This is a genomic window from Streptosporangium vulgare (assembly GCF_042428775.1).
Classification (GTDB): Bacteria; Actinomycetota; Actinomycetes; order Streptosporangiales; family Streptosporangiaceae; genus Streptosporangium; species Streptosporangium vulgare.
On sequence record NZ_JBHMBS010000022.1, the window covers coordinates 63,859 to 88,740 of the forward strand.

Here is a 24,882-nt window from a genome sequence, read left to right on the forward strand (position 1 = left end):
GGAAGAGCATTCGCGCAGGTCCTCCCCCTTCACGTTCCGCAGACACCCACGAGGAGGGGAGGCGTCATGGCAGCGCCGACGGACGCAGCGAGCAGCAGATCTCAGAGGCCGGAAGAACGCCGGGAGGAACCCGTCGTCCACATACTGTGGATCAACGCCGGGCTGAGCTGCGACGGCGACTCCGTCGCGCTCACCGCGGCGACCCAGCCGAGCGTCGAGGACATCGTGCTCGGCGCGCTTCCCGGGCTTCCCAAGGTGGCCGTGCACTGGCCGCTGATCGACTTCGAGTCCGGGCCGATGCAGGGCTCGGACGTCTTCATCGAGTGGTTCTTCAAGGCCAAGCGCGGCGAGCTGGACCCGTTCGTGCTGGTCGTCGAGGGCTCGATCCCGAACGAGAGGATCAAGCAGGAGGGCTACTGGTCCGGGTTCGGCAACAACCCCGAGACCGGCCAGCCCATGACGACCAGCGAGTGGCTGGACCTGCTCGCGCCCAAGGCGACCGCGATCGTGTGCGCGGGCACCTGCTCGGCGTACGGCGGCATCCACGCCATGGCGGGGAACCCGACCGGGGCCATGGGCGTCGCCGACTATCTGGGCTGGGACTGGAGGTCCAAGGCGGGGCTGCCGATCGTCAACGTGCCGGGCTGCCCGGTGCAGCCGGACAACCTCTCCGAGACGCTTCTCTACCTGCTCTACCAGGTCGCCGGGCAGGCGCCGATGATCCCGCTGGACGAGGAGCTGCGCCCGACGTGGCTGTTCACCCAGACCGTGCACGAGGGGTGCGACCGGGCGGGCTACTACGAGCAGGGCCAGTTCGCCACCGAGTACGGCTCCCCGAAGTGCCTGGTCAAGATCGGCTGCTGGGGGCCGGTCGTCCGGTGCAACGTCCCCAAGCGCGGCTGGATGAACGGCATCGGCGGCTGCCCGAACGTCGGGGGCATCTGCATCGCCTGCACGATGCCGGGCTTCCCCGACAAGTTCATGCCCTTCATGGACGAGCCGCCGGGCGCCCACCTCTCCTCGGCGATGAGCGGCGCGTACGGGACCGTCATCCGGGCGCTGCGCGGCATCACCCTGCGGACCGTCGACAAGGAACCGAAGTGGCGCCACAAGGGGCGCGAGCTGCTGACCGGCTACAAGGCGCCCTGGAGCTGACATGACGACATCGGAGCGAAACCCCGACCTCGTGGAGATGGCCTGGGACCCCATCACCAGGATCGTCGGGAGCCTCGGCCTCTACTGCAAGATCGATTTCAGGAACCGGCGGGTCGCCGAGTGCTACAGCACCTCGTCGATCTTCCGTGGCTACAGCGTCTTCATGAAGGGCAAGGACCCGCGCGACGCCCACTTCATCACCAGCCGCATCTGCGGGATCTGCGGCGACAACCACGCGACCTGCTCGGTCTACGCGCAGAACATGGCGTACGGGGTGCGGCCCCCGGCCCTGGGCGAGTGGATCCTCAACCTCGGCGAGGCCGCCGAGTACATGTTCGACCACAACCTCTACCAGGAGAACCTGGTGGGGGTCGACTACTGCGAGAAGATGGTCCGCGAGACCAACCCCGGGGTGCTGGCGATGGCCGAGCGCACCGAGGCGCCGCACGCGGGCGACCACGGCTACCGGACCATCGCCGACATCATGCGCTCACTGAACCCGCTGGAGGGCGAGTTCTACCGCGAGGCGCTGGCGGTGAGCCGTCTCACCCGCGAGATGTTCTGCCTCATGGAGGGCAGGCACGTCCACCCCTCGACGCTCTACCCGGGCGGGGTGGGCACGGTCGCGACGGTGCAGCTGTTCACCGACTACCTGACCCGGCTGATGCGCTACGTGGAGTTCATGAAGCGGGTCGTGCCCATGCACGACGACCTGTTCGACTTCTTCTACCAGGCGCTGCCCGGCTACGAGGAGGTCGGCCGCAGGCGGGTGCTGCTCGGCTGCTGGGGAAGCTTCCAGGACCCCGAGCACTGCGACTTCACCTACCGGAACATGAGCCACTGGGGCCGCGAGATGTACGTCACGCCCGGGGTGATCGTCGACGGAAAGCTGGTCACCAACGACCTGGTCGACATCAACCTCGGCATCCGGATCCTGCTGGGCAGCTCCTACTACGACGACTGGCAGGACCAGGAGCCGTTCGTCACCCGCGACCCGCTGGGAAACCCGGTCGACATCCGGCACCCGTGGAACCAGCACACCATCCCGCACCCGCAGAAACGCGACTTCGGCGACAAGTACAGCTGGGTCATGTCGCCCCGCTGGTTCGACGGGGAGGACGCACTGGCTCTCGACACCGGCGGCGGGCCCATCGCCAGGCTCTGGTCGACGGCGCTGTCCGGCAGGGTCGACATCGGCTACGTCGAGTCCACCGGCCACAGCGTGCGGATCAACCTGCCGAAGACGGCGCTGAGGCCGGAGAAGACGTTCGAGTGGAAGATTCCCGAGTTCAAGGGGCAGCCACTGTCCAACGCCCTGGAGCGCAACCGGGCCCGCACCTACTTCCAGGCCTACGCGGCGGCGTGCGCGCTCTACTTCGTCGAGCGGGGCCTGGCCGAGGTGCGGGCGGGGCGCACCCAGACCTGGGAGCCGTTCACGGTTCCCGACGAGGCGATCAGCTGCGGCTTCACCGAGGCCGTGCGGGGCGTGCTCTCCCACCACATGGTGATCAGGAACGGGAAGATCGCCAACTACCACCCGTACCCGCCGACGCCCTGGAACGCCAGCGTCCGCGACGTGCACGGCACGCCGGGGCCGTACGAGGACGCGGTGCAGAACACGCCGATCTTCGAGGAGAACCCGCCCGCGGACTTCAAGGGCATCGACATCATGCGCACAGTGCGGAGCTTCGATCCGTGCCTGCCGTGCGGGGTGCACATGTACCTCGGCGGCGGCGAGGAGCTTCGCAGGGTGCACACCCCCCACGCCTTCGGCGCCACGTGAGCCGACCGTTTCCCGGCACCGGAAAGGGGACCCGGGCAGATGCCGCAAGCCCATGACGTCCGGGCGACGGGCGATCGCGTCGAGGCGCTGATCGCCGACCTCGGCGCACTGAGCGACGCCGTGACCCGCGCCAAGGCCGAGGACCTCGTACGGGCCCTCGTCGAGCTGTACGGCGCCGGTCTGGAGCGTGTCGTCGAGATCGTCACCGAGTCCGAGGCCGCCGAGGTGCTGGGCCGCATGGTCGGCGACCCGCTCGTGTCCGGGCTGCTGGTCCTGCACGACCTGCACCCGCTGACCACGGCCGAACGCGTCCGCGACGCGCTGGACACCGTACGGCCCCACCTGGGCTCGCACGAGGGCGGCGTGGAACTGCTCGGTGTGGGCGAGGACGGCGTCGTGCGGCTCCGCCTTGAGGGGAACTGCCACGGCTGCCCGTCCTCGCTGCTCACCGTGACCGACGCCATCGAACGGGCCGTCGTCCAGGCGGCGCCCGAGGTGGCGGGGGTGGAGGTCGAGGGGGTGAGCGGCGGGCGGCCGGAGGTGCTGCAGATCCAGCGCCGCCCGCCCGGCCCGTGCCCGGTGCCCGAACGGGCACCGGTTTCGGAATCGGCCACGGGATCAGAGTCGGCAACGGCAACGGGATCAAAGCCTGCGTACGAACAGGAGCCGGCATCGTGACGGCCACCGGGTTGCGCAGGTTCCGCGAGCCGCTCCCGCCGGGCCGGCCCGGCGAGTCGCCGGTGACGCTCTGCGAGCTGTGCGCGGCACCCGCGGGCGAGGACCACGGCCACGTCGTGAACGTCGAGAGGCGGGCGCTGCTGTGCGCCTGCCGGGCCTGCCACCTGCTGTTCACCCGCGACACTCCCGGCCGGGCCCGCTACCGGGCCGTCCCGCGACGCTACCTTCACGCCCCTCGGTTCCGGTTGGACGCGGCCGACTGGGAAGAGATGCGCATCCCGGTCCGCACGGCCTTCTTCCTCCGCGACTCCTCGACGGATCGGACCGTGGCGTTCTACCCGAGCCCGGCCGGGGCCACCGAGTCGCTGCTGCCGCTGGAGACGTGGGAGCGCGTCCTGACGGCCAACCCGGCGATGGCCGACGTCCGGCCGGACGTGGAGGCGCTCCTGGTGGACCGCCGCCCCGACGGCGGCTTCGCCTGCCACCTGGTGCCGATCGACGCCTGCTACGAGCTGGTCGGCCTGGTACGGCTGCACTGGAAGGGCTTCGACGGCGGCCGGGAGGCGCGGGAGGCCATCGAGGGGTTCTTCGCCGGGCTGCGCGAGCGCAGTCGCACCGTATCGCCCGCCTCCGGTGGTGATGAGAGTGGATGAGCTCGCGTTCGACTGCGTGGACGTGCGGGCGGAGGCGTACGCGGCCTTCCCGACGCTGGCCTTCCGGCTGCGCGTCACCGACCCCTCCCCCGAGGGCGTGCACACCGTCGCGCTGCGCTGCCAGATCCGGGTGGAGCCCCATCTGCGGCGCTACGGCGACACCGAGGCGGAGCTGCTCGGCGACCTGTTCGGGGACCCGGCCAGATGGGGCGACACGCTGAGACCGCTGCGGTTCGCCGATGTCTCCGTCATGGTCCCGGCGTTCACCGGGAGCACCGAGATCGACGTACCGGTGCCGTGCGGTTACGACCTGGAGGTATCGGCGGGCCGGTACTTCGCCGCCCTGGACGACGGCGAGATCCCGATGGTCATGCTCTTCAGCGGCACGGTGTTCGCCAGGGCGCGGGGCGGCTTCTCGGTGAGCCAGGTGCCGTGGCACCGCGAGGCCCGCTGCCGACTGCCGGTGGCGGTGTGGCGGGAGCTGATGGACCGCTACTTCCCGAACTCGGGCTGGCTGCGGCTGCGCCGCGACACGCTGCGGGAACTCAGCAGGTTCAAGTCCGGGCGCGCCCTGGCGACCTGGGACGAGACCTTGGAACTACTGCTCAAGGAGACCCGGCGATGAGCGTTCCGATGGACATCGCGCGGCGGGTGGCGGACGCGGTGCTGTACGAGGGCTACCTTCTCTATCCCTACCGTGCCTCGTCGGCCAAGAACCAGGTGCGCTGGCAGTTCGGGGTGCTCGTACCGCCGGGGTTCACCGCTACCGCCGAGCACTCGGCCAGCGTGACCGAATGCCTCCTCGAAGGGGCGACGTACGCCGTGGCACACCTGAACCTGCGTTTCCTGCACGTCAGGACGCGCGGCGTCGAGCGCGCCGAGGACGACGGCTACTGGCCGGTCCAGCAGCTGCGCAACGGCCACCGGACCTATCTCACCTTCGACGAGGCGACCGAGCGGGAGGCGGAGGTGACGCTCCCCATCGCCGGTCTGCTCGGCGCCCCCGAGCGGGTGATCGAGGTGCGCGTTCCCGGAGACCGCGTGGTCGAGCCGATCGTGGCGCCGTCCGGGGAGGTGATAGGGCGTCTCGTCTCCGAGCACCTGCCGCTGCACGCCGCGCTCAGGGTCTCCGCCGAACTGGTGCCCGGACCGTACGGCCTGGTCAAGTTGCGCGCCCGGGTGGAGAACACCGACGACTGGCAACCGCTGGGCGCGCCGCGCGAGCAGGCGCTGCGGCACTCGCTGATCTCGGCGCACCTGATCATCGCGGTGACCGCCGGGGCCTTCGTCTCCCTGCTCGACCCGCCGGAATGGGCGCGTCCCGCCGTGCAGACCTGCCGCAACGAGCACACCTGGCCGGTACTCGTGGGCGAGCCCGGCCACCGGGACGTCGTGCTCTCCTCGCCGATCATCCTCTACGACCACCCCGACCTCGCGCCGGAGAGCCCCGGCCCGCTGTTCGACTCCACGGAGATCGACGAGATGCTCCACCTGCGCACGCTCACCCTCACCGACGAGGAGACCCTGGAGGCCAGGGAGACCGACCCCCGGGTGGCCGAGCTCATCGACATGGTCGGCAGCATGCCTCCCGAGCTGCTGGAACGGCTCCACGGCGCGATCCGCTCGGTGGAGGAGGCCAACGGCCACGCCGACCGGCGGCCCCCCGCGTCCCCGGAGGCCGCAGAGCCCCCGGGCCGGGAGGAGACGCCCGTGCCCTGGTGGGATCCGGGCGGTGACGCCGCGGTCTCCCCGGAGACCGACAGCGTGACGGTCGCCGGGGTGGCCGTCTCCAAGGGCAGCAGGGTCAGGCTGGTGCCCGGCCGGCGCCGCGCCGACGCCCACGACATGTTCCTGGCCGGAAGGACCGCCCGCGTCGAGGCCGTCCTCCTCGACCTCGACGGCGCCCGCCACCTGGCCGTCACCCTCGACGACGACCCGGGGGCCGACCTGCGCCGGTCGCACGGCCGCTTCCTCTACTTCGCCCCCGACGAGGTCGAGCCGCTCACGGACGACCCACCGGCGGACGGTCCCGCCGCCGGAGAGGCGACCGGGCACGGACCGGCTCCGGAACCGGCGAGAGAACCGGCCACGGAATCGGCGGGGGAATCGGTGACGGAATCGGTGACGGAATCGGCCACGGAGAGGTCGGCCTCCGAGGGATCGGCCGGAGGGCCGCGGTGCGACCGCCCGTTCGGCGACGGGGAGGTGGGCGCGTGAGGGTCCTGGTGGCCGGGGTGGGAAACGTCTTCCTCGGCGACGACGGCTTCGGGGTCGCGGTGGTCAGGCACCTGGCCGACACCGACCTGCCCGGCGGGGTCGAGGTGCGGGACTTCGGCATCCGGGGCATCCACCTGGCCTACGAGCTGACCGGCGGAGGGTACGACACCGCGATCCTGGTCGACGCGGTCTCCCGCGACGGCCCGCCCGGCACCCTGTACGTCCTCGAACCGTCGGCGGGCGCCGCACCGGGATCCTTCGTCGACGCGCACGCGATGACGCCCGAGAGCGTGCTCTCGCTGGCGGGCACGCTCGGCGAGACCGGTCGCGTCCTGCTCGTCGGCTGCCAGCCCGCCGACACCTCGCCGGGCATGGAGCTCAGCGGGCCGGTCGCGGACGCCGTCGGCGTCGCGGCGGACCTGGTCACCGAGCTCGCGGGACAACAGCTCGCGGGACAACAGATCGCGACGGCCGTCGCCGCCGCGGCTCACGAGGAGGAACGGACATGCTGAAACGCCTGCTGGCCGGGGCGGTGCTGGCGGGGATGGCCGTACTGGTCTACCAGTCGCTCCCCGACATCAAGCGCTACCTGAGGATGCGGAACATTTGACGTCCTCCTCGGCGTGAACGCCGAAGATTCCTGCCATGTCGCTCACGCGACATCTTGGTGGGTTCCTGTTTCACAGCCAGGAGCCTGGACGAGTCCAGGTCTTACCTCAGCTCCGCAGGCGTTTAACGTCTCCGCTCGTCCAGCGGCGACTCGATCACACTACCGGAGCGTGTCCTGACCTGACGGCAAAACCAGGAGGGTCAGGGCACGCTCGCGTCAGAATGAGAGGAAACGATCATGCACGAGTTCGGGATCGCCGAGGCGATCCTCATCGCGGTGGAGAAACGCGCGGACGGCAGGCGGGTGCGACGGGCGCGAGTCCACGCGGGCGCCCTGCTCCGCGTCACGGAGCCGGGGATCAACCAGGCGTTCTCCTCGATCTCCGGAGGGTCCGTGGCCGAGGACGCCCACGTGGAACTGGTCATCGTCCCCGTGCGGATGACCTGCCGCTCCTGCGGGAGCACGTCCACCTCCGTCGAACCCTTCGCCGTCTGCGCGGGGTGCGGCGACACCGATATCGACACCGAGGGCGGCGACGATCTCCTCCTCGAATCCATCCAGATGGCGGAGGCCTCTCATGTGCCTGGGAATTCCCGGCGAGATCGTGGAAATCCTGTCGGACCGTCCTGATCTGGCCATGGTCGACGTCTGCGGCGTGAAGCGCGCGATCAACATCGGCCTGCTCGACGAGCAGCGTGTCGTGCCCGGCGACTGGATCCTCATCCACGTCGGGTTCGCGATGTCGAAGATCGACGAGGTGGAGGCCAGGGCCGCGCTCGACTTCCTCGAAAGCATCGGCCAGGCGTACGAGGACGAGATCGCGGCCCTTCGAGAATCCATGATCGAAGAGGGGTGAGGGCTGATGCGTTTCGTCGACGAGTACCGCGACGCCGAGAAGGCCCGGACGCTCGCCGCGCGGATCGCCGCGCTGTGCGAGCCCGGCCGCGACTACAAGTTCATGGAGGTGTGCGGCGGGCACACCCACACGATCTACAAGCACGGCCTGGAGGACTACCTGCCCGAGGCCGTCACCCTGGTGCACGGTCCCGGCTGCCCGGTCTGCGTCATCCCCATGGGACGGGTGGACGACGCCATCCACATCGCCGAGCAGCCGGACGTGATCATGACGTCGTTCGGCGACATGATGCGGGTGCCCGGCGGGAACGGCTCGTTCCTCGACGCCAAGGCGCGGGGAGCCGACATCCGGATGGTCTACTCCCCGCTGGACGCCCTGAAGATCGCCCGGAAGAACCCCGGCAGGCGGGTGGTCTTCATGGCCATCGGGTTCGAGACCACCGCGCCCTCGACGGCGATGACGGTCCTGCGCGCCGAGGCCGAGGGGATCGGGAACTTCTCGGTCTTCTGCAACCACGTGACGATCATCCCCGCCATCAAGGCGATCCTGGACTCCCCCGACCTGCGCCTGGACGGGTTCATCGGGCCGGGCCACGTCTCCACCGTGATCGGCTGCCGGCCGTACGGGTTCGTCGCGCGCACCTACGGCAAGCCCATGGTGGTGGCCGGTTTCGAGCCGCTGGACGTGCTGCACACGGTCTACCGCATCCTCGTGCAGCTGTCCGAGGGCCGTTCCGAGGTGGAGAACCAGTACGCCCGGGTGGTCCCGTGGGACGGCAACCCCAAGGCCCTGCGCGTCATCGGCCAGGTGATGGAGCTGCGGCCGTACTTCGAGTGGCGCGGTCTGGGCTTCATCTCGCAGTCGGCGCTCAGGTTCACGGAGCGGTACGCCGCCTTCGACGCCGAACGGATCTTCCAGATTCCGGGCGGACGGGTGGCCGACCCGAAGGCGTGCCAGTGCGGTGAGGTGCTCAAGGGGGTGCTCAAGCCCTGGGAGTGCAAGGTGTTCGGCACCGCGTGCACCCCGGAGACGCCGATCGGCACATGCATGGTGTCGTCCGAGGGCGCCTGCGCGGCCTACTACGACTTCGGGCGCTTCTCGCGCGAGCGCGTCAAGGAGGCGACCCGGAGATGAACGGCGGGAGAGACGGCACCGGACGAGCCGGGGAGCAGGGCCTGGAGCACGACGTGCGGGAGATGGATCCCCCGGGATCACACGGCACGAAACGGCAGGCGCCGGACCTGCGGGAAGGAGAACACGTCCACGGACAGCTACCGGACCTGCAGGACCTGGGAGACCTGGCGGGCTTGGGAGACCTGGCGGGCTTGGGAGACCTGGCGGGCCTGAAGGATTCGGGGGAGAGGGAACGCGACCGGGAGCGGCAGGTGCTGGACCGCATCGAGCGGGTGCGGCGGCGCGGGGCGCGCGTGCGGGAGGACCGCATCACCCTGGCGCACGGCGCGGGCGGCAAGGCCACGCACACCCTGATCGAGGCGGTGTTCCTGGAGGCGTTCCGCAACCCGATGTTGGAGCCCCTGGAGGACGGCGCGGTCGCCGACGGGCTCGCCTTCACCACCGACGCGTTCGTGGTCACGCCGCTGTTCTTCCCCGGCGGCGACATCGGCGACCTCGCGGTCAACGGCACCGTCAACGACCTGGCCATGTGCGGGGCCCGCCCCCGTTACCTCTCCGCCGGGTTCATCCTCGAAGAGGGCTTCCCCGTCGCCGACCTGCGGCGGGTCGCCGCCTCGATGGCCGAGGCGGCGAGGGCGGCGGGCGTGTGGATCGTCACCGGCGACACCAAGGTCGTGGAGAGGGGCAAGGCGGACGGCTGCTACGTCACCACCTCCGGCATCGGGACGCTCGACCGGCCCGTCCGGCTGAGCGCCGCCTCCGCGCGGCCGGGAGACGCGGTCATCGTGTCGGGGCCGATCGGCGAGCACGGGATCACCGTCATGCTCGCCCGGGGGGAACTCGACATCGAGGCCGACCTCCGCTCCGACACCGCCCCGCTCAACACCCTCGTCGACGTACTGCTGGACGCCTGCGGCGGCGCGGACGGCGACGGCAGCGGTGACGGCGGCGCGGTGCGCTGCCTGCGCGACGCGACCCGGGGCGGGGTGGCGACGGTCGTCAACGAGATAGCCGAGGCCTCTCGGGTCGCCGTCGTCCTCGACGAGGACGCGGTGCCGGTCCGTCCCGCCGTACGGGGGGCGTGCGAGCTGCTGGGGATCGACCCGCTCTACGTCGCCTGCGAGGGGCGGATGGTCGCGGTGGTGGCCGGGGATTCCGCCGACGCGGCGCTGGCCGCCCTCCGCTCCCATCCGCTCGGCTCCGAGGCGGCGGTCATCGGGCGGATCAACGACGACCCGCCGGGGCTGGTCCTGCTCAGGACCTCCTTCGGCGGCACCCGCATCGTCGACCTGCTGGTCGGCGACCCGCTACCGAGAATCTGCTGAACAACGAGCGAATCCAGAGGTGCTGGACATGGGCGACAAACGCGAACCCGGCCGCAAGGGCCGGAACGGCAAGGGCGAGACGGCGAAGCACGGCCACTCCCGTGACCTGGGCCACGCGAGCGAGGAGGTCGTACGGTCGGGCAACCTGGCCTTCGGCCCCCCGCCGGAAGGCAAGGGTCCGCCCCGCGTGGTGTCCGCCGCGGAGCGCGGGGGCGTCCCCGCCACCGACACCAAGGCCCGGTCCCCGCTCGGCGTCGGTACCAGTGAGAACCGCGGCGCCGAGAAGACCGCCTCCCGGAAGAAGGAGCAGGGCCGCGAGAAGGTCGGCACCGACGAGAGGGGACGCCCCTACGGCGTCTCCCACCCCGAGGACGTCACCGGCGTCAGCCCACGGAAACCCAGCCGGCATCCAGGGTGACCGCCCACCGCGCCGACGGGGAAAGGCGACCGTCTTGCAGCCGTCGAAGAGAACACACCGCTCGGCCGGCGGGCCGGCGGGATAGACGACCGTCCCGTGGCCACCGAGCGGCACGTGTCGCCCGGGCGACGCGCCGGCGGGGAAAGACAAGTCCCGTGGCCACCGAGCGGCACGCGCCGCTCGGCCGGCGCGCTAGCGGGGAAAGACGATCGTCTTGTGGCCGTCGAGCAGGACGCGCTGCTGGGTGTGCCAGCGGACGGCACGCGCCAGGGCCTGGCACTCGACGTCGCGGCCGATGGCGGCGAGGTCCTCCGCGGAGTGGGTGTGGTTGACCCGGGCGACCTCCTGCTCGATGATCGGGCCCTCGTCGAGGTCGGCGGTCACGTAGTGCGCGGTCGCGCCGATCAGCTTCACCCCGCGGGAGTGCGCCTGGTGGTAGGGCTTGGCGCCCTTGAACGACGGCAGGAACGAGTGGTGGATGTTGATCACGTTGCCCGCGAGCTTCACGCAGAGGTCTTCCGACAGCACCTGCATGTATCGGGCGAGCACCACCAGATCGGCCCGGTAGTGGTCGACCAGGGTCAGGATCTCCTGCTCCTGCCTGGGCTTGGTCTCGGGGGTGACCGGCAGGTGGTGGTAGTCGATGCCGTACGACTGGGTCAGCGGCCGCAGGTCCGGGTGGTTGGAGACGACCGCGACGATCTCGATGTCGAGCAGGCCCGAGCGCGTCCGGTAGAGGAGATCGTTCAGGCAGTGGCCGAACTTGCTGACCATCACCAGCACGCGCGGTTTGACGGAGACGTCCCGCAGCTTGAAATCCATGCCGAACTCGGGGGCGAGCGCGGCGAAGGCCTCGCGCAGCTCCCCGTCGGGCAGCGCGGAGGCGAACTGCACCCGCATGAAGAACCGCTCGGACACGACGTCACCGAACTGCTGGCTCTCGATGATGTTGCATCCCCGCCCGGCCAGGAGGCCGGAGACCGCGGCCACCACACCGGGACGGTCCGGGCAGGACAGCGTCAACACAAACTCGGCCCTGGAACTCATGCCTTCACCCTTGAGCTTGAGACGTCGGATCGTACGATGCTTCCACCTGACGTGGGCAGAGTACAGCGAATCCCCCCGCCGCACCCGGCGGTCCGGCACGTGGCGGGCCGGGGGACGCCGAGGTCGCCGGAAGCCCGGAACCGGCGGGTGGTAGCGTCCCTGGCCTATGGACGACCCTCAGCCGAGCGACCGGCCCGCGGCCCGGGTGATCTGTGTGGACGGGGCCGGCCGGGTGCTTCTCATGCACTGGCGCGACCCCTCAGGCGGCCGGCCCCTGTGGGAGCCGCCGGGTGGCGGGATCGACCCGGGCGAGACCCCTCTCGACGCCGCGCGGCGCGAGCTCACGGAGGAGACGGGCCTGCCGGGCGAGGCGGTGCTGGACCGGTGGGTGCCCGTGCGCCGGGATTTCCACTGGATCGGCGTCCACTACGTCAAGACCGAACGGTTCTACCTGGCCAGGTTCGGGGACACCCCCGAGGTGGGCGCGGGGGCGTTCACCGCCGAGGAGAACATCACCTACCTGGGGTCCGGCTGGTTCTCACCGGCGGAGATGGCCGATCTCCCCGGCTTCCTGGAGCCCCCGGACCTGCCGGAGGTCGTCTCCCGGATCACCCGGCTGGGGTGAACCGGCCACCGGACCCTGCCGGGACCGGACGGACAGGGACGACCGAATGAGCGGGGACGTGAAAAGCCCTGGCGGGCCTCGATCTCGCGGATCGAGGGCCGTCTGCCGTCAGAGTCCGATTCTCCCGGCCGGAAAGAACCTCATCCCTTGTGGATGGCACTGGCGACGCCACCGAGCCTGGACACGCCGGTTTTGTGGACAATGATCTTTTTCATCGCACTCACCAGAGAATAGCGATAGGTACGAAGAACAATTATTCGCATATTTTCGGAACAAGCAACACTTATCGGTAAAGCAATCTAAATTTCAGATCATTTAGTTAAAGAGGACATAGCGGCTACCAGGTCTTTTTCTCCGTAAATCACCACACATCCCCCTCGCTCTTCCCGGCGAATCTCGCGCCATCCGAACTTGCGATAGAGCTCCATCGCCGCGAGCTGATTCATGGTGGTGTCACCACGAAGGCGTGCGTAACCGAGCTCCAGGGCCCGCGCCTCCAGCGCGAGGACCATCTGGGCGCCGAAACCGCGACGCTGGAACTCCGGATGGACCCGCATGCGGCACATCTCGGCGGTCTGGTCGTCGACGCGGCGGAGACCGCCCATCGTGACGACGCGCCCGTCGGGCATCTCCCCCACGAGGAACTCCCCCCGGTCGGCGAGGTAGATCTCGTGGATCTTCGGGAAGTCGTCCTCGTAGTAGACGCCGTCCCCCGGCGCGAGACCGACCTGGGCGAGGCATATCTGGTGGAGCGCCCAGACGGGTTCGAGGTCGGACCAGCGATAACGCCGAAGCCTCGGCTTCAAGTGCCACTCCTGTCGGCCACCGGATCCTCCGTCGACGTGCTGCGGCTGCGCAGCGATTCCATGTAGATCTTGAGCTTGGGATGGCCGGGAGCCCTCACCTCGACCTGCTTGCCCACCTCGTGAGCGCGCTGCATGAGGATGTCGGGCCGGCAGGCGTCGTCAAGGCCCGAGATCGTACGCTGGGCGATCTCCAGCGCCTCGTCCACGTCACCCTCAAGGATCTTGCACTGGGCCCGGTCGAACTTGATGAAGGTCGGATCGAGCCAGTCGGTCGGCCCGTACTTGGTGAGCGCCTGTTCCAGGATGAGGTCGGCCTCCATCGCCTGCCCGAGCTTGACCAGCGCGTCTCCCTGGTGGAAGTAGAGCTGGCGCTCGGTGTAGCCGAAGGTCGAGTCGTCCTGGTCCGCGGCGGTCATCTGGGAGAAGGCCGCCCTCGCCCTCGACAGCGCCCGCTTCGCCTGGTCGACCACGTCCTTCTTGCCCGAGCCCGACATCATCGCGAGCGCGCGGGCCTCGACCACCGGGGCCATCGCCTGGGCCGCGCAGGGCGTCTGCCCGGCCAGGTCACGGCTCTTCTTGGCGAGGTTGAGGGCCTCGCGCGGATCGCCGTAGTAGAGCGGGACCAGAGCCTCCCTGGCTATGACCCACGCCCTCAGCGCCCGGTCGCCGGTCTCGTCCGCCGCGGTCCTGCCGGTCCTGAAGAAGGACCGGGCGAGCCGGTGGTCACCGAGATTGACCATGATCATGCCGCTCAGACCGGCGAGCTGCGCCGCCATGCGGCACAGTCGTTCCTGCAGGTCGACCGGCTGGCGCCGCTCCATGGCCTTGCGTACCGCGGCGAATTCGAGCATCACGTCGCACAGCAGCCTGAGCGGGGCGGTGTTCATGTACTGGCGGCCGAAGCCGATGGTGGATTCCTCCCACTGGTCGAGCATCGCGGGCGAGACGGTGGCCGAGACCAGCGTGTCGTCCATCCTCCTGCGCATGCTCTCCACCGATCCGAGCACCTGCCCGTCCAGCGCGATGCCGCTGCCGCTGCCGGCCAGGAGCTGTAAGAGCGTCCTCCGTAGCACGTTCTCGTCCTCCTCACCCCCGTCCGCGGAACACTCGACGCCGATCGACTGGATCAGCAGCTCACGCGGACCAGGGGAAATGTCGGGTCTTCCATCCTGAAGATCACCTCGGACGACACCGGGCATCTTGTGGCCGTGGCCGCAGATGCACGGGCCGTCGTACCCGAGGGAGGCGGGTTCGACCCGGTAGGCGGAGCACAGGTAGTGCAGGTATTCGGGGCCTGGCCGCTTCAGCCCGCTCTCGTACGCGGACAGGAGCGTCTCACCGATGCCGGGGGCCGACTTGCCGTCGCGTTCGAACAGCGCCCGTATCTGTTCGATGACATCCGCGAGAGCGACGCCGTGCGCGAGGCGGTGACCCTTAATCCGAGTGGTCCCGAATTGCGAACTACACTTTTCATAGATTTCCTCGGCTATCTGCGCCGAGGACTTCCCTGCGGCCAGGCCACGAGCCCGGACCTGCCGCGCCAACTCTGTTTCCCTGTGCTGCCTGCCGGACATACCGGCCCCTCTCTCGTGGCCGGCCGGGCTGGCTGGCACACTGGTCCCGACCGGTCCTCTCTCCCTTGACTCAGTGTGATCTTTCCGTCGCACTGCGCCTACCGAGAATGATGGACCACGTTTGACTCATCCGGAACACACTAATAAAGCCGCTGGCTAAGAATCGTCCCCCGAGGGACTGTTTCTTTCAACCTACTTGGCACATCGCCCACCCTGAACTGGGTTTTCCCCGAATTGACCCGTAGGGCCACCGTGAGTCATCTTTGGCGAGCAGCACCGTAAGCGTGATCGAACGAACACGATTCGGTGCCGGCGAGCCGAGACCACGAGGAGGGACGAGGTGGGTGAAGACGATTTCCGGCACCTTGAGCGACTGGTGACGGAGCTTGACTGCCGCGGGCTGCACGCCCGCGTGGTGCGGACCCACTCGGGCCGTGCGTTCGTGCGCGTGATCAATCCGAAGGCGACCAGCCTGGCGGAGAACGTCACCTGCCGGGCGCAGGCCGCCCCCAGCCATCGGGATTGGTATTACTGGTGGTCCTGGGGTGAACGAATGCACACGGTGGAGGATCCCGCCGGTGCCGCGACCAAGGTCGCACGCGTACTCGCCGCGGTAGGAGAGTGAGGTGAGCGGCACAACGGGCCTTCACCCGCCCGGTGTGCCGCGCCTGCCGCGGCTCGGCGGAGCCGGCGGGGTGACCGGTGCGGAGCGTCCTCGGACGCTGGGCACCCCGCCGGCTCCGAATCGTCCGGCCGACACGCGCGAACTCCCACCTGGGGAAACGTCGGGAAAGCGGTCGGAACGCAAAAGGCTCTCGCGTGCCGAGGCCCACGAACTGCTGTAAAGCACAGGCTGCCGTCCGGTATCTCGTCCGGGCGGTGACCGGAGGGATCCCTTTCGGGAACGGTACGGGACACGCTTCCGGGTGCGTGCCCCGTCCGGGTCGTCCCGTCACCGGGGCATCCGGGTCCGCCCCCGCGGCCCTGGACCAGGATGTCCCCGTCTTCCCCGGCGTGATGTGACGGAGGCCGGTTCGATCGGCAATATGGATGGGTCGCATGACTCATCCGGTCTGCCTGTCGATCCGATCCGAGAGGGATCCACTCCGTGTTCCTGCTTTCCCCCACGCCCACTCCCACCCCCAGCGTCACCCCGACCTCAGGTCCGGAAGTCGTCGTCGAGAACCTTCTCGACATGAGCGCGGGTTTGACACAGGGATGCGGGAACGGCGGTGGGGTAATCTGCGACTTCGTGAAGATGCTCATGCCCGCGGCCGTCGCCTGGGTGGCCCCCGCGATCGCGTGGCTGATCGCCATCACACTGGTCGTGGTCATCGCGCTGATCCTGCGCAACCTGGCGCACCGGCTGATCGGCCGGATCGTGCGCCGGGCGTCCGCCGAGCGCCCGTCCCTGGCGGGGCGGCTGCGCGGCAGGGAGACGGTCACCCCCGAGGGCCTCGACGCGATCGTGGCCGAGCGGCGCAGGCAGCGGGCGGAGACCATCGGCTCGGTGCTCAGGCACATCGCCTCGATCATCATCCTGGGCACCGCCGTGCTGACCGTCCTCGAACGCCTCTCCGTCCCCATCGCCCCACTGCTGACCAGCGTCGGCATCCTGGGCGTGGCGATCGGCTTCGGCGCCCAGGAGCTCGTCAAGGACTTCATCGCCGGCATGTTCATGCTCCTGGAGGACCAGTACGGCGTGGGTGACGTGATCGACGCGGGCGCCGCGATCGGCACCGTGGAGGCGGTCACCCTGCGCATCACCCGCCTGCGCGACGCCGACGGCCGGGTCTGGTACATCCGCAACGGCACGATCACCCGGGTCGGCAACGAGTCGCAGGGCTGGTCGCGCGCCACGGTCGACGTGCCGGTGGCCTACGCCTCCGAGATCCCGGTGGTCCGCGACCTGCTCAAGGAGGTCGCCGACGAGATGTGGAACGAGCCCGCCTTCCGCGACTCGATCATCGTCGAGGAGCCGCAGGTCTGGGGCATCGAGCAGATCTCCGACACCGCCATCATCTTCCGGGTCAGCGCCAAGACCATCCCCTCCCGGCAGGCGGAGGTCGCCCGCGAGCTCCGCCTGCGGATCAAGGCCGCCCTCGACCGGGCCGACATCACGATCGCCGCCTGACGTCAATTAGGCTGGAGCCGTGTCCGCTACCCCCGAGGAACCCCAGTCCTTCTACGACGCCGTTGGCGGCGAGGAGACCTTCAGGCGTCTGGTGCACCGCTTCTACCAGGGAGTGGCGGCCGACCCGATCCTCCTGCCGCTGTACCCCGAGGACGACCTCGAAGGCGCCGAGGAGCGGCTCCGCCTGTTCCTCATCCAATACTGGGGCGGTCCCAACACCTACAGCACGCAGCGCGGCCACCCCCGGCTGCGGATGCGGCACAACCCGTTCGTCATCCGCTCGGCCGAGCGCGACGCCTGGCTCCAGCGGATGCACGAGGCGGTGATCTCCCTGGAGCTCCCCGACGACCTGGAGAAGCGTCTCTGGGACTACCTGGTGTACGCGGCGCACAGCATGGTCAACGCCCCCGACGCGTGAGTCACCGCGTGATCGGGGTCCTCGGCGCGTAGATCACCGCGTGGTCAGGCTCCCCGGCGCGCGGGCCGGCGCATGATCGTGGTTTCCGGCATCACCACGCGGCCGGGGCCACGACGCGGGCATCACCACGTGGCCGGGACACGACGCGCGGACCGCCGCACGGCCAACGCCCCGCCGCGCGGACACCGCACGGCCAACGCCCCGGCGCACAAACACCGCACGGCAGGGGGCCGTGACGCATAAACCCCACCGCGCGGGGGCAACCCATGCACATGGAAACCCCCTGGTGGCGTGACGCCGTCGTCTACGAGATCTATGTTCGCAGCTTCGCCGACGCCTCCGGAGACGGCGTCGGCGACCTGCCCGGCATCAGGCAGCGCCTCCCGTACCTCGCCGAACTCGGCGTGGACGCGATCTGGCTGACCCCCTTCTACCGCTCCCCCATGGCCGACGGCGGCTACGACGTGGCCGACTACCGCGACGTCGACCCGCTCTTCGGCACACTCGCCGACTTCGACGAGCTCGTCTCCGAGGCGCACCGGCTCGGGCTGCGGGTGATCGTCGACATCGTCCCGAACCACAGCTCCTCCGCCCACGAGTGGTTCCAGGCCGCGCTGCGGGGCGAGGGACGCGACCGCTACGTTTTCCGCGACGGCGGGGACCTGCCGCCCAACAACTGGCAGTCGACCTTCAGCGGCCCTGCCTGGAGCAAGGCTCCCGACGGGCAGTGGTACCTCCACCTCTTCGCCCCCGAGCAGCCCGACTTCAACTGGCGCAACCTCGAGGTGCACTCCGAGTTCCTGGACGTGCTGCGGTTCTGGCTCGACCGGGGAGTGGACGGGTTCAGGATCGACGTGGCGATGGGCCTGTACAAGGCCGAGGGGCTGCCGGACACCCCGCCGGAGGACCAGGCGTTCAAGGCCGAGTCGCCGATCTGGGGACGGCCGGAGGTGCACGAGGTCTACCGCGACTGGCGCAAGGTGCTCGACTCCTACGAGGGCGAGCGGATGGCGATCGGCGAGGTCTGGACCGACTCCGCCGAGGATCTAGCCCTGTACGTCCGCCCCGACGAGCTGCACCAGAGCTTCAACTTCGCCTGGCTGGAGGCGCCCTGGTCCGGGCCCGCGTTCAAGAAGATCATCGATGACACGCTGGCCGCCGTGACCGCTCCCACCTGGGTGCTTTCCAACCACGACGTGGTCCGCCACGTGACCCGGTACGGCAACGGTCTGACCAACTCCACGACGGGCCTCTCCCGGGCCCGTGCGGCCCTGCTCGCCATGCTCGCCCTGCCGGGCTCGGCATATCTCTACCAGGGGGAGGAACTAGGCCTCCCCGAGGTGAAGGATCTTCCCCCGGAGGCCCGCCAGGATCCCATCTTCGCCCGTTCCAAGGGAGAGCTGCCCGGCCGTGACGGCTGCCGGGTCCCCATCCCCTGGTCCGGCGTGGCCGAGCCCTACGGCTTCTCGCCCGACGGGACACGGCCCTGGCTGCCCCAGCCGGTCGAGTGGGTCGTGCTCTCCGCCGAGCGCCAGTCGAACGACCCGGGCTCGACGCTCAGCTTCTACCAGGAGGCCCTGCGCGCCCGCCGCGAGCTGCGCGGCACGCTGCCCGACGAGATCACCTGGGTGGACTCTTCCGAGGACGCCCTCATCTTCAGCCGAGGTCCCCTGACCTGCGTCATCAACTGCGGTTCCGAGTCGGTGCGGTTGCCGTCGCACGAGCGCGTCCTGATCGGCAGCGCCCCGGTGGACGGTCACCTGCTCCTGCCGGACACCGCGGCCTGGCTGTACACCCCCGACGCCTGAGGCTCCCTGTGCGGGCCGCCCGCCCGTCGCGGGCGGGCGGCCCGCACACCGGACGGGCGAACGCGCCACGGCGAGGCCGCCCGGCCTCAGGCGTCGGCGAACCTGCCCAGATAGGCGAGCTCATCCTGGTTGAACCGTCGCGGGGAGGCCCTCGCCACGTCGTAGGCCACGAGCACCGAGCGGGCCGTGACGAAGATCTCCTCATCGTCGCGGATCTCGTACGCGAGGGTGAAGCGCACCGGCCGGATCTCCGTCACCCACGACTCCACCCGGACCGGATCGGGGCGGAAGGTGAGGGGACGCAGGTAGTCGATCTCGTGCCGGGCGATCACGAGCCCCCTGAACGGCTCGTTGCCCTCGCGGTGAGGGTCGACATGGAACAGCGCCAGCCGCGCGTCCTCCAGATAGTCGAGAAACCGCACGTTGTTGACGTGTCCCAGCGAGTCGATGTCGGCGAACCTGACGGCCCTGGGGAACACATGCCGGTGACCACGGCCGACATCGTCCGCGATTCTCTGTCCAAACACACCCAGAACCGTAGCGAGCCCCCGGCGCCCGCCGCACGGCGGGGCATCGGGGGCTCGTCGGAAGCGTGCCGGTCGCGGCCGGACCGCACCCGGCCTGAACCGCACCCGTCGCGGGCGGGCCTCGGCCGGGTGCGGCGCCCCGGACCGGAGACCAGAGCGGTCTCCGGGACCGGGATCAGTCGCGGGTGAGCTTGCGGTAGGTGACGCGGTGCGGCCGGGCCGCGTCGGCACCCAGACGCTCGATCTTGTTCTTCTCGTAGTCGGCGTAGTTGCCCTCGAACCAGAACCAGTTCGAGCCCTCTTCCCAGGCGAGGATGTGGGTGGCGATGCGGTCGAGGAACCACCGGTCGTGCGAGGTGATGACCGCGCAGCCCGGGAACTCCAGCAACGCGTTCTCCAGGCTGGAGAGCGTCTCGGTGTCGAGGTCGTTGGTGGGCTCGTCGAGCAGCAGCACGTTGCCGCCCTGCTTGAGGGTGAGCGCCAGGTTGAGCCTGTTGCGCTCTCCGCCGGACAGGATGCCCGCCTTCTTCTGCTGGTCCGGGCCCTTGAACCCGAACGCGGCGATGTAGGCGCGGGACGGCATCTCGACCTGGCCGACCTTGATGTAGTCGAGCCCGTCGGAGACGACCTCCCAGACGTTCTTGGACGGGTCGATCCCGCCCCTGCTCTGGTCGGCGTACGAGATCTTGACGGTGTCGCCGATGACGATCTCGCCGTTGTCGGGCGTCTCGCTGCCGGTGATCATCCGGAACAGGGTCGTCTTTCCGACGCCGTTCGGGCCGATGATGCCGACGATGCCGTTACGCGGGAGGTCGAAGGAGAGGCTCTCCATCAGGACCCGCTCCTCGAAGCCCTTGGTGAGCTTCTCGGCCCGGATGACCGTGGTCCCCAGGCGCGGGCCCGGCGGGATCTGGATCTCCTCGAAGTCGAGCTTGCGGTGCTTGTCGGCCTCGGCGGCCATCTCCTCGTAGCGCTGGAGACGCGCCCGGCTCTTGGTCTGGCGGGCCCTGGCGTTGGAGCGGACCCACTCCAGCTCCTCTTCCAGGCGCTTCTTGCGCTTGGCGTCCTTCTGGCCCTCAAGCTTGAGCCGCGCCGCCTTGGCCTCCAGGTAGGTGGAGTAGTTGCCCTCGTAGGGGTGGCAGCGGCCCCGGTCGAGCTCCAGGATCCAGTTGGCCACGTTGTCCAGGAAGTAGCGGTCGTGGGTGACGGCCAGGACGGTGCCCGGGTATTTCTCCAGGTGCGACTCGAGCCACTGGACACTCTCGGCGTCGAGGTGGTTGGTGGGCTCGTCGAGCAGCAGCAGGTCGGGCTGCTCCAGGAGCAGCTTGCAGAGGGCGACCCGGCGGCGCTCGCCACCGGAGAGCTGGGTGACCTCGGCCTCCGGCGGGGGACAGCGGAGGGCGTCCATCGCCTGCTCCAGCTGGCTGTCGAGATCCCAGCCGTTGCGGTGGTCGAGGGCGTCCTGGAGCTTGCCCATCTCGTTGAGCAGATCGTCGCTGTAGTCGGTGGCCATCAGCTCGGCGATCTCGTTGAAGCGGTCGAGCATCGCCTTGGTCTCGGCGACACCCTCTTCGACGTTGCCGAGGACGGTCTTGGATTCGTTGAGGGGGGGCTCCTGCTGAAGCATGCCGACGGTGAAGCCGGGCATGAGCCGGGCGTCGCCGTTGGACGGCTGCTCCAGGCCCGCCATCATCTTCAGCAGCGTCGACTTTCCGGTGCCGTTGGGGCCCAGGACACCGATCTTGGCGCCCGGCAGGAACGACAGCGTCACGTCGTCGAGGACGACCTTGTCGCCGTGCGCCTTGCGCACGCGCTGCAGTGTGTAGATGTACTCCGGCATGCCTTTAGTTTAGGGCCTGGGGAGTTCAGCTAGGGGCGGGCGGGGACAGGGCTTGGGAGTTCAGCCGGGGGTGGTCTCGGATCCTGGCCTGCGAGCCGGGGGCACGACGGTGGCGGGCAGGCAGATCTGGTCGCGACCGAGCTCCTTCGCACGGTAAAGAGCCAGGTCGGCCGCGGCGAGCAGCTCGATCAGGTCGTCTCCGTGCACACTCATGATCGCGACACCGACCGAGATGGTCACGGTGATCATGTTCTCGTCGGCGGGAACCGCCATCCGCCCCACCCGGGAGCGCAGTCGCTCGGCGACCCTGCGGGCCTCGGTCACGTCGGCCCTGGGCAGCAGGACGACGAACTCCTCGCCGCCGAACCGGCCCACCACGTCGTAGTCACGCAACTGGCTGCGGACGGTGTCGGCCACCCCGACGAGCACCTGATCACCGATCAGGTGGCCGTAGGTGTCGTTCACCCTCTTGAAATGGTCGATGTCGACGATCAGCAACGCGAGCGTCTCCCCCGTGCGACGCGCCCTGACGATCTCGGTGTCGGCCTCCCGCTGCCAGGCCGCGGCGTTCAGCAGGCCCGTCTTGAGATCGGTGCGGGCCGCCGCCTGGAGCTGGGCGTGCAGCAGGCTGCGCTGCAGCAGCACCACCGGGGGCAGCGCCAGGACCAGCAGGGCCAGGTTGAGCCCGCAGGTGATGGAGACGAGGACGCCGAGACAGAGCTCGACGACGTCGAGGAGCAGGTTCTCCCGGTTCCACAGGACCTCCCGCCAGCGGCTCTCGGGGTCGGCGGTGTGCGCGGCGACGGCGATCAGCGCGGTGTTGATCACTGTGAACAGGGCCGCGCAGCCGATGGCCACGAGGATCGGCCCTCCCTCACCCCTGGTCAGCGCCTTCAGGTCGCCGACCACGGCGTGGAAGAGCAGGGAGGCCGCGCATCCGGCCAGGCCGATCGCCGCGGAGCTGACGACCCGCCGGTAGACCACCGTCGCGCGCACCCGCTTCTGTAACAGGAACTGGAGCGGGATGGGCGCCAGGAGCGCGTAGAGGGGCGGGAGGAGCAGCGCGGCGGGCAGCCACCAGGCGGAAAGCAGATCACGGTAGACGCCCGCGGGCATGCCGAGTCTCCGGGTGGCCTCGATGCACACGGCCCCGCACGCCATCAGCGCGGTGAAGGTCAGCACATCGGACCAGCGGAAAACACCGGATATCGAGAAGAACACGATCGCGGCGAGATCCAGCGCTACTATCCCGCAGAGGTAGCCGACCAGCGGGCGACGCTGCCCCAGCAGGGGCCACCGATCGACCAAGGGTGTCATGCCGTCGCGCGGTTTGACCGACGTGTGACTGGGAGCCGCCATGTCGTCCCCCTCTCCGACTAACGATGTGTAACACAATAGTTGCGGAGTGTGCGACGCGCGATGGTAACCGCTACCTTTGACAGAGTGAGTCAGCCCACCGGCTGATCCACGTCTTGGAAACCGCTCGCTCGCGAGCGGGCCGTGTGGGAAAGGAGCAAGCCATGCTGCGGGGCGTGACCTGGACCTAACAGGTGTCTCGGCATCTGACACGGGCAAGACCATCGGCCGGTTATCTCGGCGTCACCGCGCTGTCGCGGCGAGACACCGACCGCGTCCGGCCGATGCCCCCTCACTCAGCCCGCCCCAGGCCCCTCTCCGCGAGGCCCCTGCTCCGTCAGCCGCTCCGCCCATGCGAACCCCCTATCCCGGTCCCCACCACTCACCACCGCTTCCCCACTTCCCCGCTTCTCCCACTCCTCTCCTCCGCCTCATCTCCCTGCCCCCTCTCTCCCTGCCTCTGTCTCCCTCCCCCCTGCCCGTCTCGACTCCCTCCTGGTCTCGCTTTCCGCCAGCCCGCCTCGCTTTTTCCTGGCCCTTCGCTTTCCTGGCTCCCGCTCCTGGCCCCGCCTTCCTGGCTCTCCGCGTCTTCCTCCGGCTCGCGGTCACCTGCCCTCTCTCAACTCCCCGCCCGAACCGGCGACCCGGTCTTGAACACCGGTCCACTGGAAGGCCCGCGGCCCGGACCTCCCAGCGGGAAGCGGCTCAGGCCGCCAGGCTCTCCCCTGTCGGCCAGGGCGCCTCATCACTCGCATCCGGGTGGATCCTCATCCCATCCGGCACACCCCCGGCCGTCCCGGCCCCTGTGCCCGACCTTCTCGCCCCCGCCGCGTCCTGCCGCCTCGTCGTGCTCCTGCCCGCCCTTCCTCGCCTCGCCATGGTCTCCCCCTCCACCGGCTCCTTCCCGGCAGGCTCGTGATCCTGCCGGACAGACTCACGGTCCGCCCCGCGCGGCGGCACCTCGGCGGCCTCTCCGGGGTCGATGGCCTCTCGGAGATCCGCGGCCCCTGAAAGATCCGCAGTGTCTCGGAGATCGATGACGTCTCCGAGTTGGGTGGTGTCCCCGGGGTGGGTGGTGTCCCTGGGGTGGGCGGCCTCCCCGAGCGTCACACCGTCTTCGGCGGCCTCACCGCCCGGCGTGATCTCCGTCTCGCGCGGCGCGGACGTCTCGTCGTCGGGGCCGGTCCCCAGGTCGTCGAAGCCGGTCTTCAGCAGGGACAGGGCACCGGTGGCTCCGGCCGCGACGGGGGCGCCACCGCTCATCGCCCAGTCGGAGGTCTCCCGATCGAGCTCGATCCGCTCCGCGCTGCCGAGAGCCGCGACCGGCCCGCCGCGCTGCGGCTTGGTGAAGCTCCCGAGCCCCCAGCGCAGGTCGTGACCGAGCGAGTTGGCCTCCACCTCGGGCATGAAGCGGCGCTCCCCCTCGTGGGTGAACTCGCGGATCCGCAGCCGCCCCTGGACCACGACCGGCTGGCCCAGATGGACCGACTGCGCGACGTTGTCGGCCAGCCCGCGAAAGCAGCGGACGCCGAAGTAGGTCGTCTCGCCGTTGCGCCACTGCTGGTTCTCGCGATCGAAGTAACGGCTCGTTGAAGCGATCTTGAGCGAGGTCACCCGGGAGCCGTCGGGGAAGGTGTGCTGGCGCGGCGGGGCCGCGACGTTACCGGTCAGCGTTACGTAGATGTCGTTCATCGTGCCTCCCATGAGAGCCGGCCGAGTGCCGGCGGCATGGAAGACACGATGGCCCGGCCCACCCCCCGCACGGATTACCGAATCGCGCTCTGTGGACAAGCCCCGGGCACGTGCGAGAACTGTGGACAACCCGGCTTCGCTCACTCCGAGCGAAGAGGGAAGAGGGAAGGAAGAGGGAAGAGGATCAAGCCTCACTCACCACTGGACGAGGAGGACCGGCCTCACT

The 24,882-nt window shown here is 69.5% G+C and carries 25 protein-coding genes; 18 read left to right on the top strand and 7 right to left on the bottom strand.

Features of this window, described 5'->3' with window-relative positions; all coding sequences use genetic code 11:
- The first annotated feature begins 66 nt into the window (after positions 1-66).
- The 13 genes from ACFFRH_RS33105 to ACFFRH_RS33165 all read left to right on the top strand — a co-directional run bounded on the left by ACFFRH_RS33105 (position 67) and on the right by ACFFRH_RS33165 (position 10,829).
- The gene (locus tag ACFFRH_RS33105; protein ID WP_386161320.1) at positions 67-1,155 is read left to right on the top strand and encodes an NADH-quinone oxidoreductase subunit B family protein; all 1,089 of its coding nucleotides are present in this window, start codon (positions 67-69) and stop codon (positions 1,153-1,155) included.
- A gap of 1 nt (position 1,156) precedes the next feature.
- Positions 1,157-2,938: a nickel-dependent hydrogenase large subunit gene (locus tag ACFFRH_RS33110; protein ID WP_386161322.1), complete on the top strand. Its 1,782-nt coding sequence runs from the start codon at positions 1,157-1,159 to the stop codon at positions 2,936-2,938.
- 39 nt (positions 2,939-2,977) lie between these two features.
- On the top strand, positions 2,978-3,616 hold the full coding sequence (locus ACFFRH_RS33115) for a NifU family protein (RefSeq protein ID WP_386161324.1): 639 nt from the start codon (positions 2,978-2,980) through the stop codon (positions 3,614-3,616).
- Positions 3,613-4,269, top strand: coding sequence for a DUF5947 family protein (locus tag ACFFRH_RS33120; RefSeq protein WP_386161326.1), 657 nt, complete (start codon positions 3,613-3,615; stop codon positions 4,267-4,269). The genes ACFFRH_RS33115 and ACFFRH_RS33120 overlap by 4 nt, the downstream gene beginning before the upstream one ends.
- Positions 4,262-4,894, top strand: a complete 633-nt coding sequence (locus tag ACFFRH_RS33125) for a DUF6084 family protein (protein WP_386161328.1) — start codon at positions 4,262-4,264, stop codon at positions 4,892-4,894. The genes ACFFRH_RS33120 and ACFFRH_RS33125 overlap by 8 nt, the downstream gene beginning before the upstream one ends.
- Complete coding sequence (locus ACFFRH_RS33130; protein ID WP_386161330.1) at positions 4,891-6,486, top strand: hypothetical protein; 1,596 nt, start codon at positions 4,891-4,893, stop codon at positions 6,484-6,486. The genes ACFFRH_RS33125 and ACFFRH_RS33130 overlap by 4 nt, the downstream gene beginning before the upstream one ends.
- Positions 6,483-6,998 (top strand): hydrogenase maturation protease, encoded by a 516-nt coding sequence (locus tag ACFFRH_RS33135; protein ID WP_386161332.1) that lies wholly within the window; start codon positions 6,483-6,485, stop codon positions 6,996-6,998. The genes ACFFRH_RS33130 and ACFFRH_RS33135 overlap by 4 nt, the downstream gene beginning before the upstream one ends.
- Positions 6,992-7,096, top strand: a complete 105-nt coding sequence (locus ACFFRH_RS33140) for a DUF6893 family small protein (protein WP_386161334.1) — start codon at positions 6,992-6,994, stop codon at positions 7,094-7,096. Before ACFFRH_RS33135 ends, ACFFRH_RS33140 begins: the two co-directional genes overlap by 7 nt.
- Before the next feature lie 237 nt (positions 7,097-7,333).
- Positions 7,334-7,726 (top strand): hydrogenase maturation nickel metallochaperone HypA/HybF, encoded by a 393-nt coding sequence (locus ACFFRH_RS33145; RefSeq protein WP_386161336.1) that lies wholly within the window; start codon positions 7,334-7,336, stop codon positions 7,724-7,726.
- Positions 7,701-7,952 (top strand): HypC/HybG/HupF family hydrogenase formation chaperone, encoded by a 252-nt coding sequence (locus ACFFRH_RS33150; protein ID WP_386161338.1) that lies wholly within the window; start codon positions 7,701-7,703, stop codon positions 7,950-7,952. The genes ACFFRH_RS33145 and ACFFRH_RS33150 overlap by 26 nt, the downstream gene beginning before the upstream one ends.
- 6 nt (positions 7,953-7,958) lie before the next feature.
- On the top strand, positions 7,959-9,086 hold the full coding sequence (gene hypD, locus ACFFRH_RS33155; protein WP_386161340.1) for a hydrogenase formation protein HypD: 1,128 nt from the start codon (positions 7,959-7,961) through the stop codon (positions 9,084-9,086).
- Positions 9,083-10,411, top strand: coding sequence for a hydrogenase expression/formation protein HypE (gene hypE / locus ACFFRH_RS33160; protein ID WP_386161342.1), 1,329 nt, complete (start codon positions 9,083-9,085; stop codon positions 10,409-10,411). The genes hypD and hypE overlap by 4 nt, the downstream gene beginning before the upstream one ends.
- Positions 10,412-10,439: 28 nt before the next feature.
- Positions 10,440-10,829, top strand: a complete 390-nt coding sequence (locus ACFFRH_RS33165) for a hypothetical protein (RefSeq protein ID WP_386161344.1) — start codon at positions 10,440-10,442, stop codon at positions 10,827-10,829.
- 192 nt (positions 10,830-11,021) lie between these two features.
- Here ACFFRH_RS33165 and purU read toward each other — a convergent pair whose 3' ends face one another.
- On the bottom strand, positions 11,022-11,876 hold the full coding sequence (gene purU / locus ACFFRH_RS33170; RefSeq protein WP_386161346.1) for a formyltetrahydrofolate deformylase: 855 nt from the start codon (positions 11,874-11,876) through the stop codon (positions 11,022-11,024).
- A gap of 166 nt (positions 11,877-12,042) precedes the next feature.
- Between purU and ACFFRH_RS33175 the strand changes: the two genes are divergently transcribed.
- Positions 12,043-12,501, top strand: coding sequence for an NUDIX hydrolase (locus tag ACFFRH_RS33175; protein WP_344750190.1), 459 nt, complete (start codon positions 12,043-12,045; stop codon positions 12,499-12,501).
- A gap of 311 nt (positions 12,502-12,812) precedes the next feature.
- On the opposite strand, the gene ACFFRH_RS33180 is transcribed toward ACFFRH_RS33175, so the two are convergent.
- Both ACFFRH_RS33180 and ACFFRH_RS33185 read right to left on the bottom strand, forming a co-directional pair.
- Positions 12,813-13,307, bottom strand: coding sequence for a GNAT family N-acetyltransferase (locus ACFFRH_RS33180; RefSeq protein ID WP_344750189.1), 495 nt, complete (start codon positions 13,305-13,307; stop codon positions 12,813-12,815).
- Positions 13,304-14,881: an NsdA family TPR-like regulatory protein gene (locus ACFFRH_RS33185; protein WP_386161348.1), complete on the bottom strand. Its 1,578-nt coding sequence runs from the start codon at positions 14,879-14,881 to the stop codon at positions 13,304-13,306. Before ACFFRH_RS33185 ends, ACFFRH_RS33180 begins: the two co-directional genes overlap by 4 nt.
- A 340-nt stretch (positions 14,882-15,221) precedes the next feature.
- On the opposite strand from ACFFRH_RS33185, the gene ACFFRH_RS33190 reads away from it, so the two are divergent.
- The 4 genes from ACFFRH_RS33190 to ACFFRH_RS33205 all read left to right on the top strand — a co-directional run bounded on the left by ACFFRH_RS33190 (position 15,222) and on the right by ACFFRH_RS33205 (position 19,241).
- On the top strand, positions 15,222-15,506 hold the full coding sequence (locus ACFFRH_RS33190; RefSeq protein WP_326643182.1) for a hypothetical protein: 285 nt from the start codon (positions 15,222-15,224) through the stop codon (positions 15,504-15,506).
- Between the two features lie 633 nt (positions 15,507-16,139).
- The gene (locus ACFFRH_RS33195; RefSeq protein WP_386161415.1) at positions 16,140-17,015 is read left to right on the top strand and encodes a mechanosensitive ion channel family protein; all 876 of its coding nucleotides are present in this window, start codon (positions 16,140-16,142) and stop codon (positions 17,013-17,015) included.
- A gap of 19 nt (positions 17,016-17,034) precedes the next feature.
- Entirely contained in the window at positions 17,035-17,433 is a 399-nt protein-coding gene (locus tag ACFFRH_RS33200; protein WP_344750185.1) for a globin, read from the top strand.
- A 266-nt stretch (positions 17,434-17,699) separates the two neighbouring features.
- The gene (locus ACFFRH_RS33205; protein ID WP_386161351.1) at positions 17,700-19,241 is read left to right on the top strand and encodes a glycoside hydrolase family 13 protein; all 1,542 of its coding nucleotides are present in this window, start codon (positions 17,700-17,702) and stop codon (positions 19,239-19,241) included.
- A gap of 86 nt (positions 19,242-19,327) precedes the next feature.
- On the opposite strand, the gene ACFFRH_RS33210 is transcribed toward ACFFRH_RS33205, so the two are convergent.
- The 4 genes from ACFFRH_RS33210 to ACFFRH_RS33225 all read right to left on the bottom strand — a co-directional run bounded on the left by ACFFRH_RS33210 (position 19,328) and on the right by ACFFRH_RS33225 (position 24,656).
- Positions 19,328-19,768, bottom strand: coding sequence for an acyl-CoA thioesterase (locus tag ACFFRH_RS33210; protein ID WP_344750183.1), 441 nt, complete (start codon positions 19,766-19,768; stop codon positions 19,328-19,330).
- Between the two features lie 175 nt (positions 19,769-19,943).
- Complete coding sequence (gene ettA / locus ACFFRH_RS33215; protein WP_344750182.1) at positions 19,944-21,608, bottom strand: energy-dependent translational throttle protein EttA; 1,665 nt, start codon at positions 21,606-21,608, stop codon at positions 19,944-19,946.
- A 60-nt stretch (positions 21,609-21,668) separates the two neighbouring features.
- Positions 21,669-22,925 (bottom strand): GGDEF domain-containing protein, encoded by a 1,257-nt coding sequence (locus tag ACFFRH_RS33220; RefSeq protein ID WP_386161354.1) that lies wholly within the window; start codon positions 22,923-22,925, stop codon positions 21,669-21,671.
- 744 nt (positions 22,926-23,669) lie between these two features.
- Positions 23,670-24,656, bottom strand: coding sequence for a single-stranded DNA-binding protein (locus ACFFRH_RS33225; protein WP_344750180.1), 987 nt, complete (start codon positions 24,654-24,656; stop codon positions 23,670-23,672).
- Positions 24,657-24,882: the final 226 nt, after the last annotated feature.

Excerpts from the sequence above, each read along its gene's own strand:
- ACFFRH_RS33175 (WP_344750190.1), top strand. The coding sequence starts at position 12,043 with ATGGACGACCCTCAGCCGAGCGACCGGCCCGCGGCCCGGGTGATCTGT.
- ACFFRH_RS33225 (WP_344750180.1), bottom strand. The coding sequence starts at position 24,656 with ATGAACGACATCTACGTAACGCTGACCGGTAACGTCGCGGCCCCGCCG.
- ACFFRH_RS33195 (WP_386161415.1), top strand. The coding sequence starts at position 16,140 with ATGCTCATGCCCGCGGCCGTCGCCTGGGTGGCCCCCGCGATCGCGTGG.
- ACFFRH_RS33165 (WP_386161344.1), top strand. The coding sequence starts at position 10,440 with ATGGGCGACAAACGCGAACCCGGCCGCAAGGGCCGGAACGGCAAGGGC.
- ACFFRH_RS33115 (WP_386161324.1), top strand. The coding sequence starts at position 2,978 with ATGCCGCAAGCCCATGACGTCCGGGCGACGGGCGATCGCGTCGAGGCG.
- ACFFRH_RS33145 (WP_386161336.1), top strand. The coding sequence starts at position 7,334 with ATGCACGAGTTCGGGATCGCCGAGGCGATCCTCATCGCGGTGGAGAAA.
- hypE (WP_386161342.1), top strand. The coding sequence starts at position 9,083 with ATGAACGGCGGGAGAGACGGCACCGGACGAGCCGGGGAGCAGGGCCTG.
- ACFFRH_RS33220 (WP_386161354.1), bottom strand. The coding sequence starts at position 22,925 with ATGACACCCTTGGTCGATCGGTGGCCCCTGCTGGGGCAGCGTCGCCCG.
- purU (WP_386161346.1), bottom strand. The coding sequence starts at position 11,876 with ATGAGTTCCAGGGCCGAGTTTGTGTTGACGCTGTCCTGCCCGGACCGT.
- hypD (WP_386161340.1), top strand. The coding sequence starts at position 7,959 with ATGCGTTTCGTCGACGAGTACCGCGACGCCGAGAAGGCCCGGACGCTC.
- ACFFRH_RS33130 (WP_386161330.1), top strand. The coding sequence starts at position 4,891 with ATGAGCGTTCCGATGGACATCGCGCGGCGGGTGGCGGACGCGGTGCTG.
- ACFFRH_RS33185 (WP_386161348.1), bottom strand. The coding sequence starts at position 14,881 with ATGTCCGGCAGGCAGCACAGGGAAACAGAGTTGGCGCGGCAGGTCCGG.
- ACFFRH_RS33105 (WP_386161320.1), top strand. The coding sequence starts at position 67 with ATGGCAGCGCCGACGGACGCAGCGAGCAGCAGATCTCAGAGGCCGGAA.
- ACFFRH_RS33205 (WP_386161351.1), top strand. The coding sequence starts at position 17,700 with ATGCACATGGAAACCCCCTGGTGGCGTGACGCCGTCGTCTACGAGATC.
- ettA (WP_344750182.1), bottom strand. The coding sequence starts at position 21,608 with ATGCCGGAGTACATCTACACACTGCAGCGCGTGCGCAAGGCGCACGGC.
- ACFFRH_RS33110 (WP_386161322.1), top strand. The coding sequence starts at position 1,157 with ATGACGACATCGGAGCGAAACCCCGACCTCGTGGAGATGGCCTGGGAC.
- ACFFRH_RS33140 (WP_386161334.1), top strand. The coding sequence starts at position 6,992 with ATGCTGAAACGCCTGCTGGCCGGGGCGGTGCTGGCGGGGATGGCCGTA.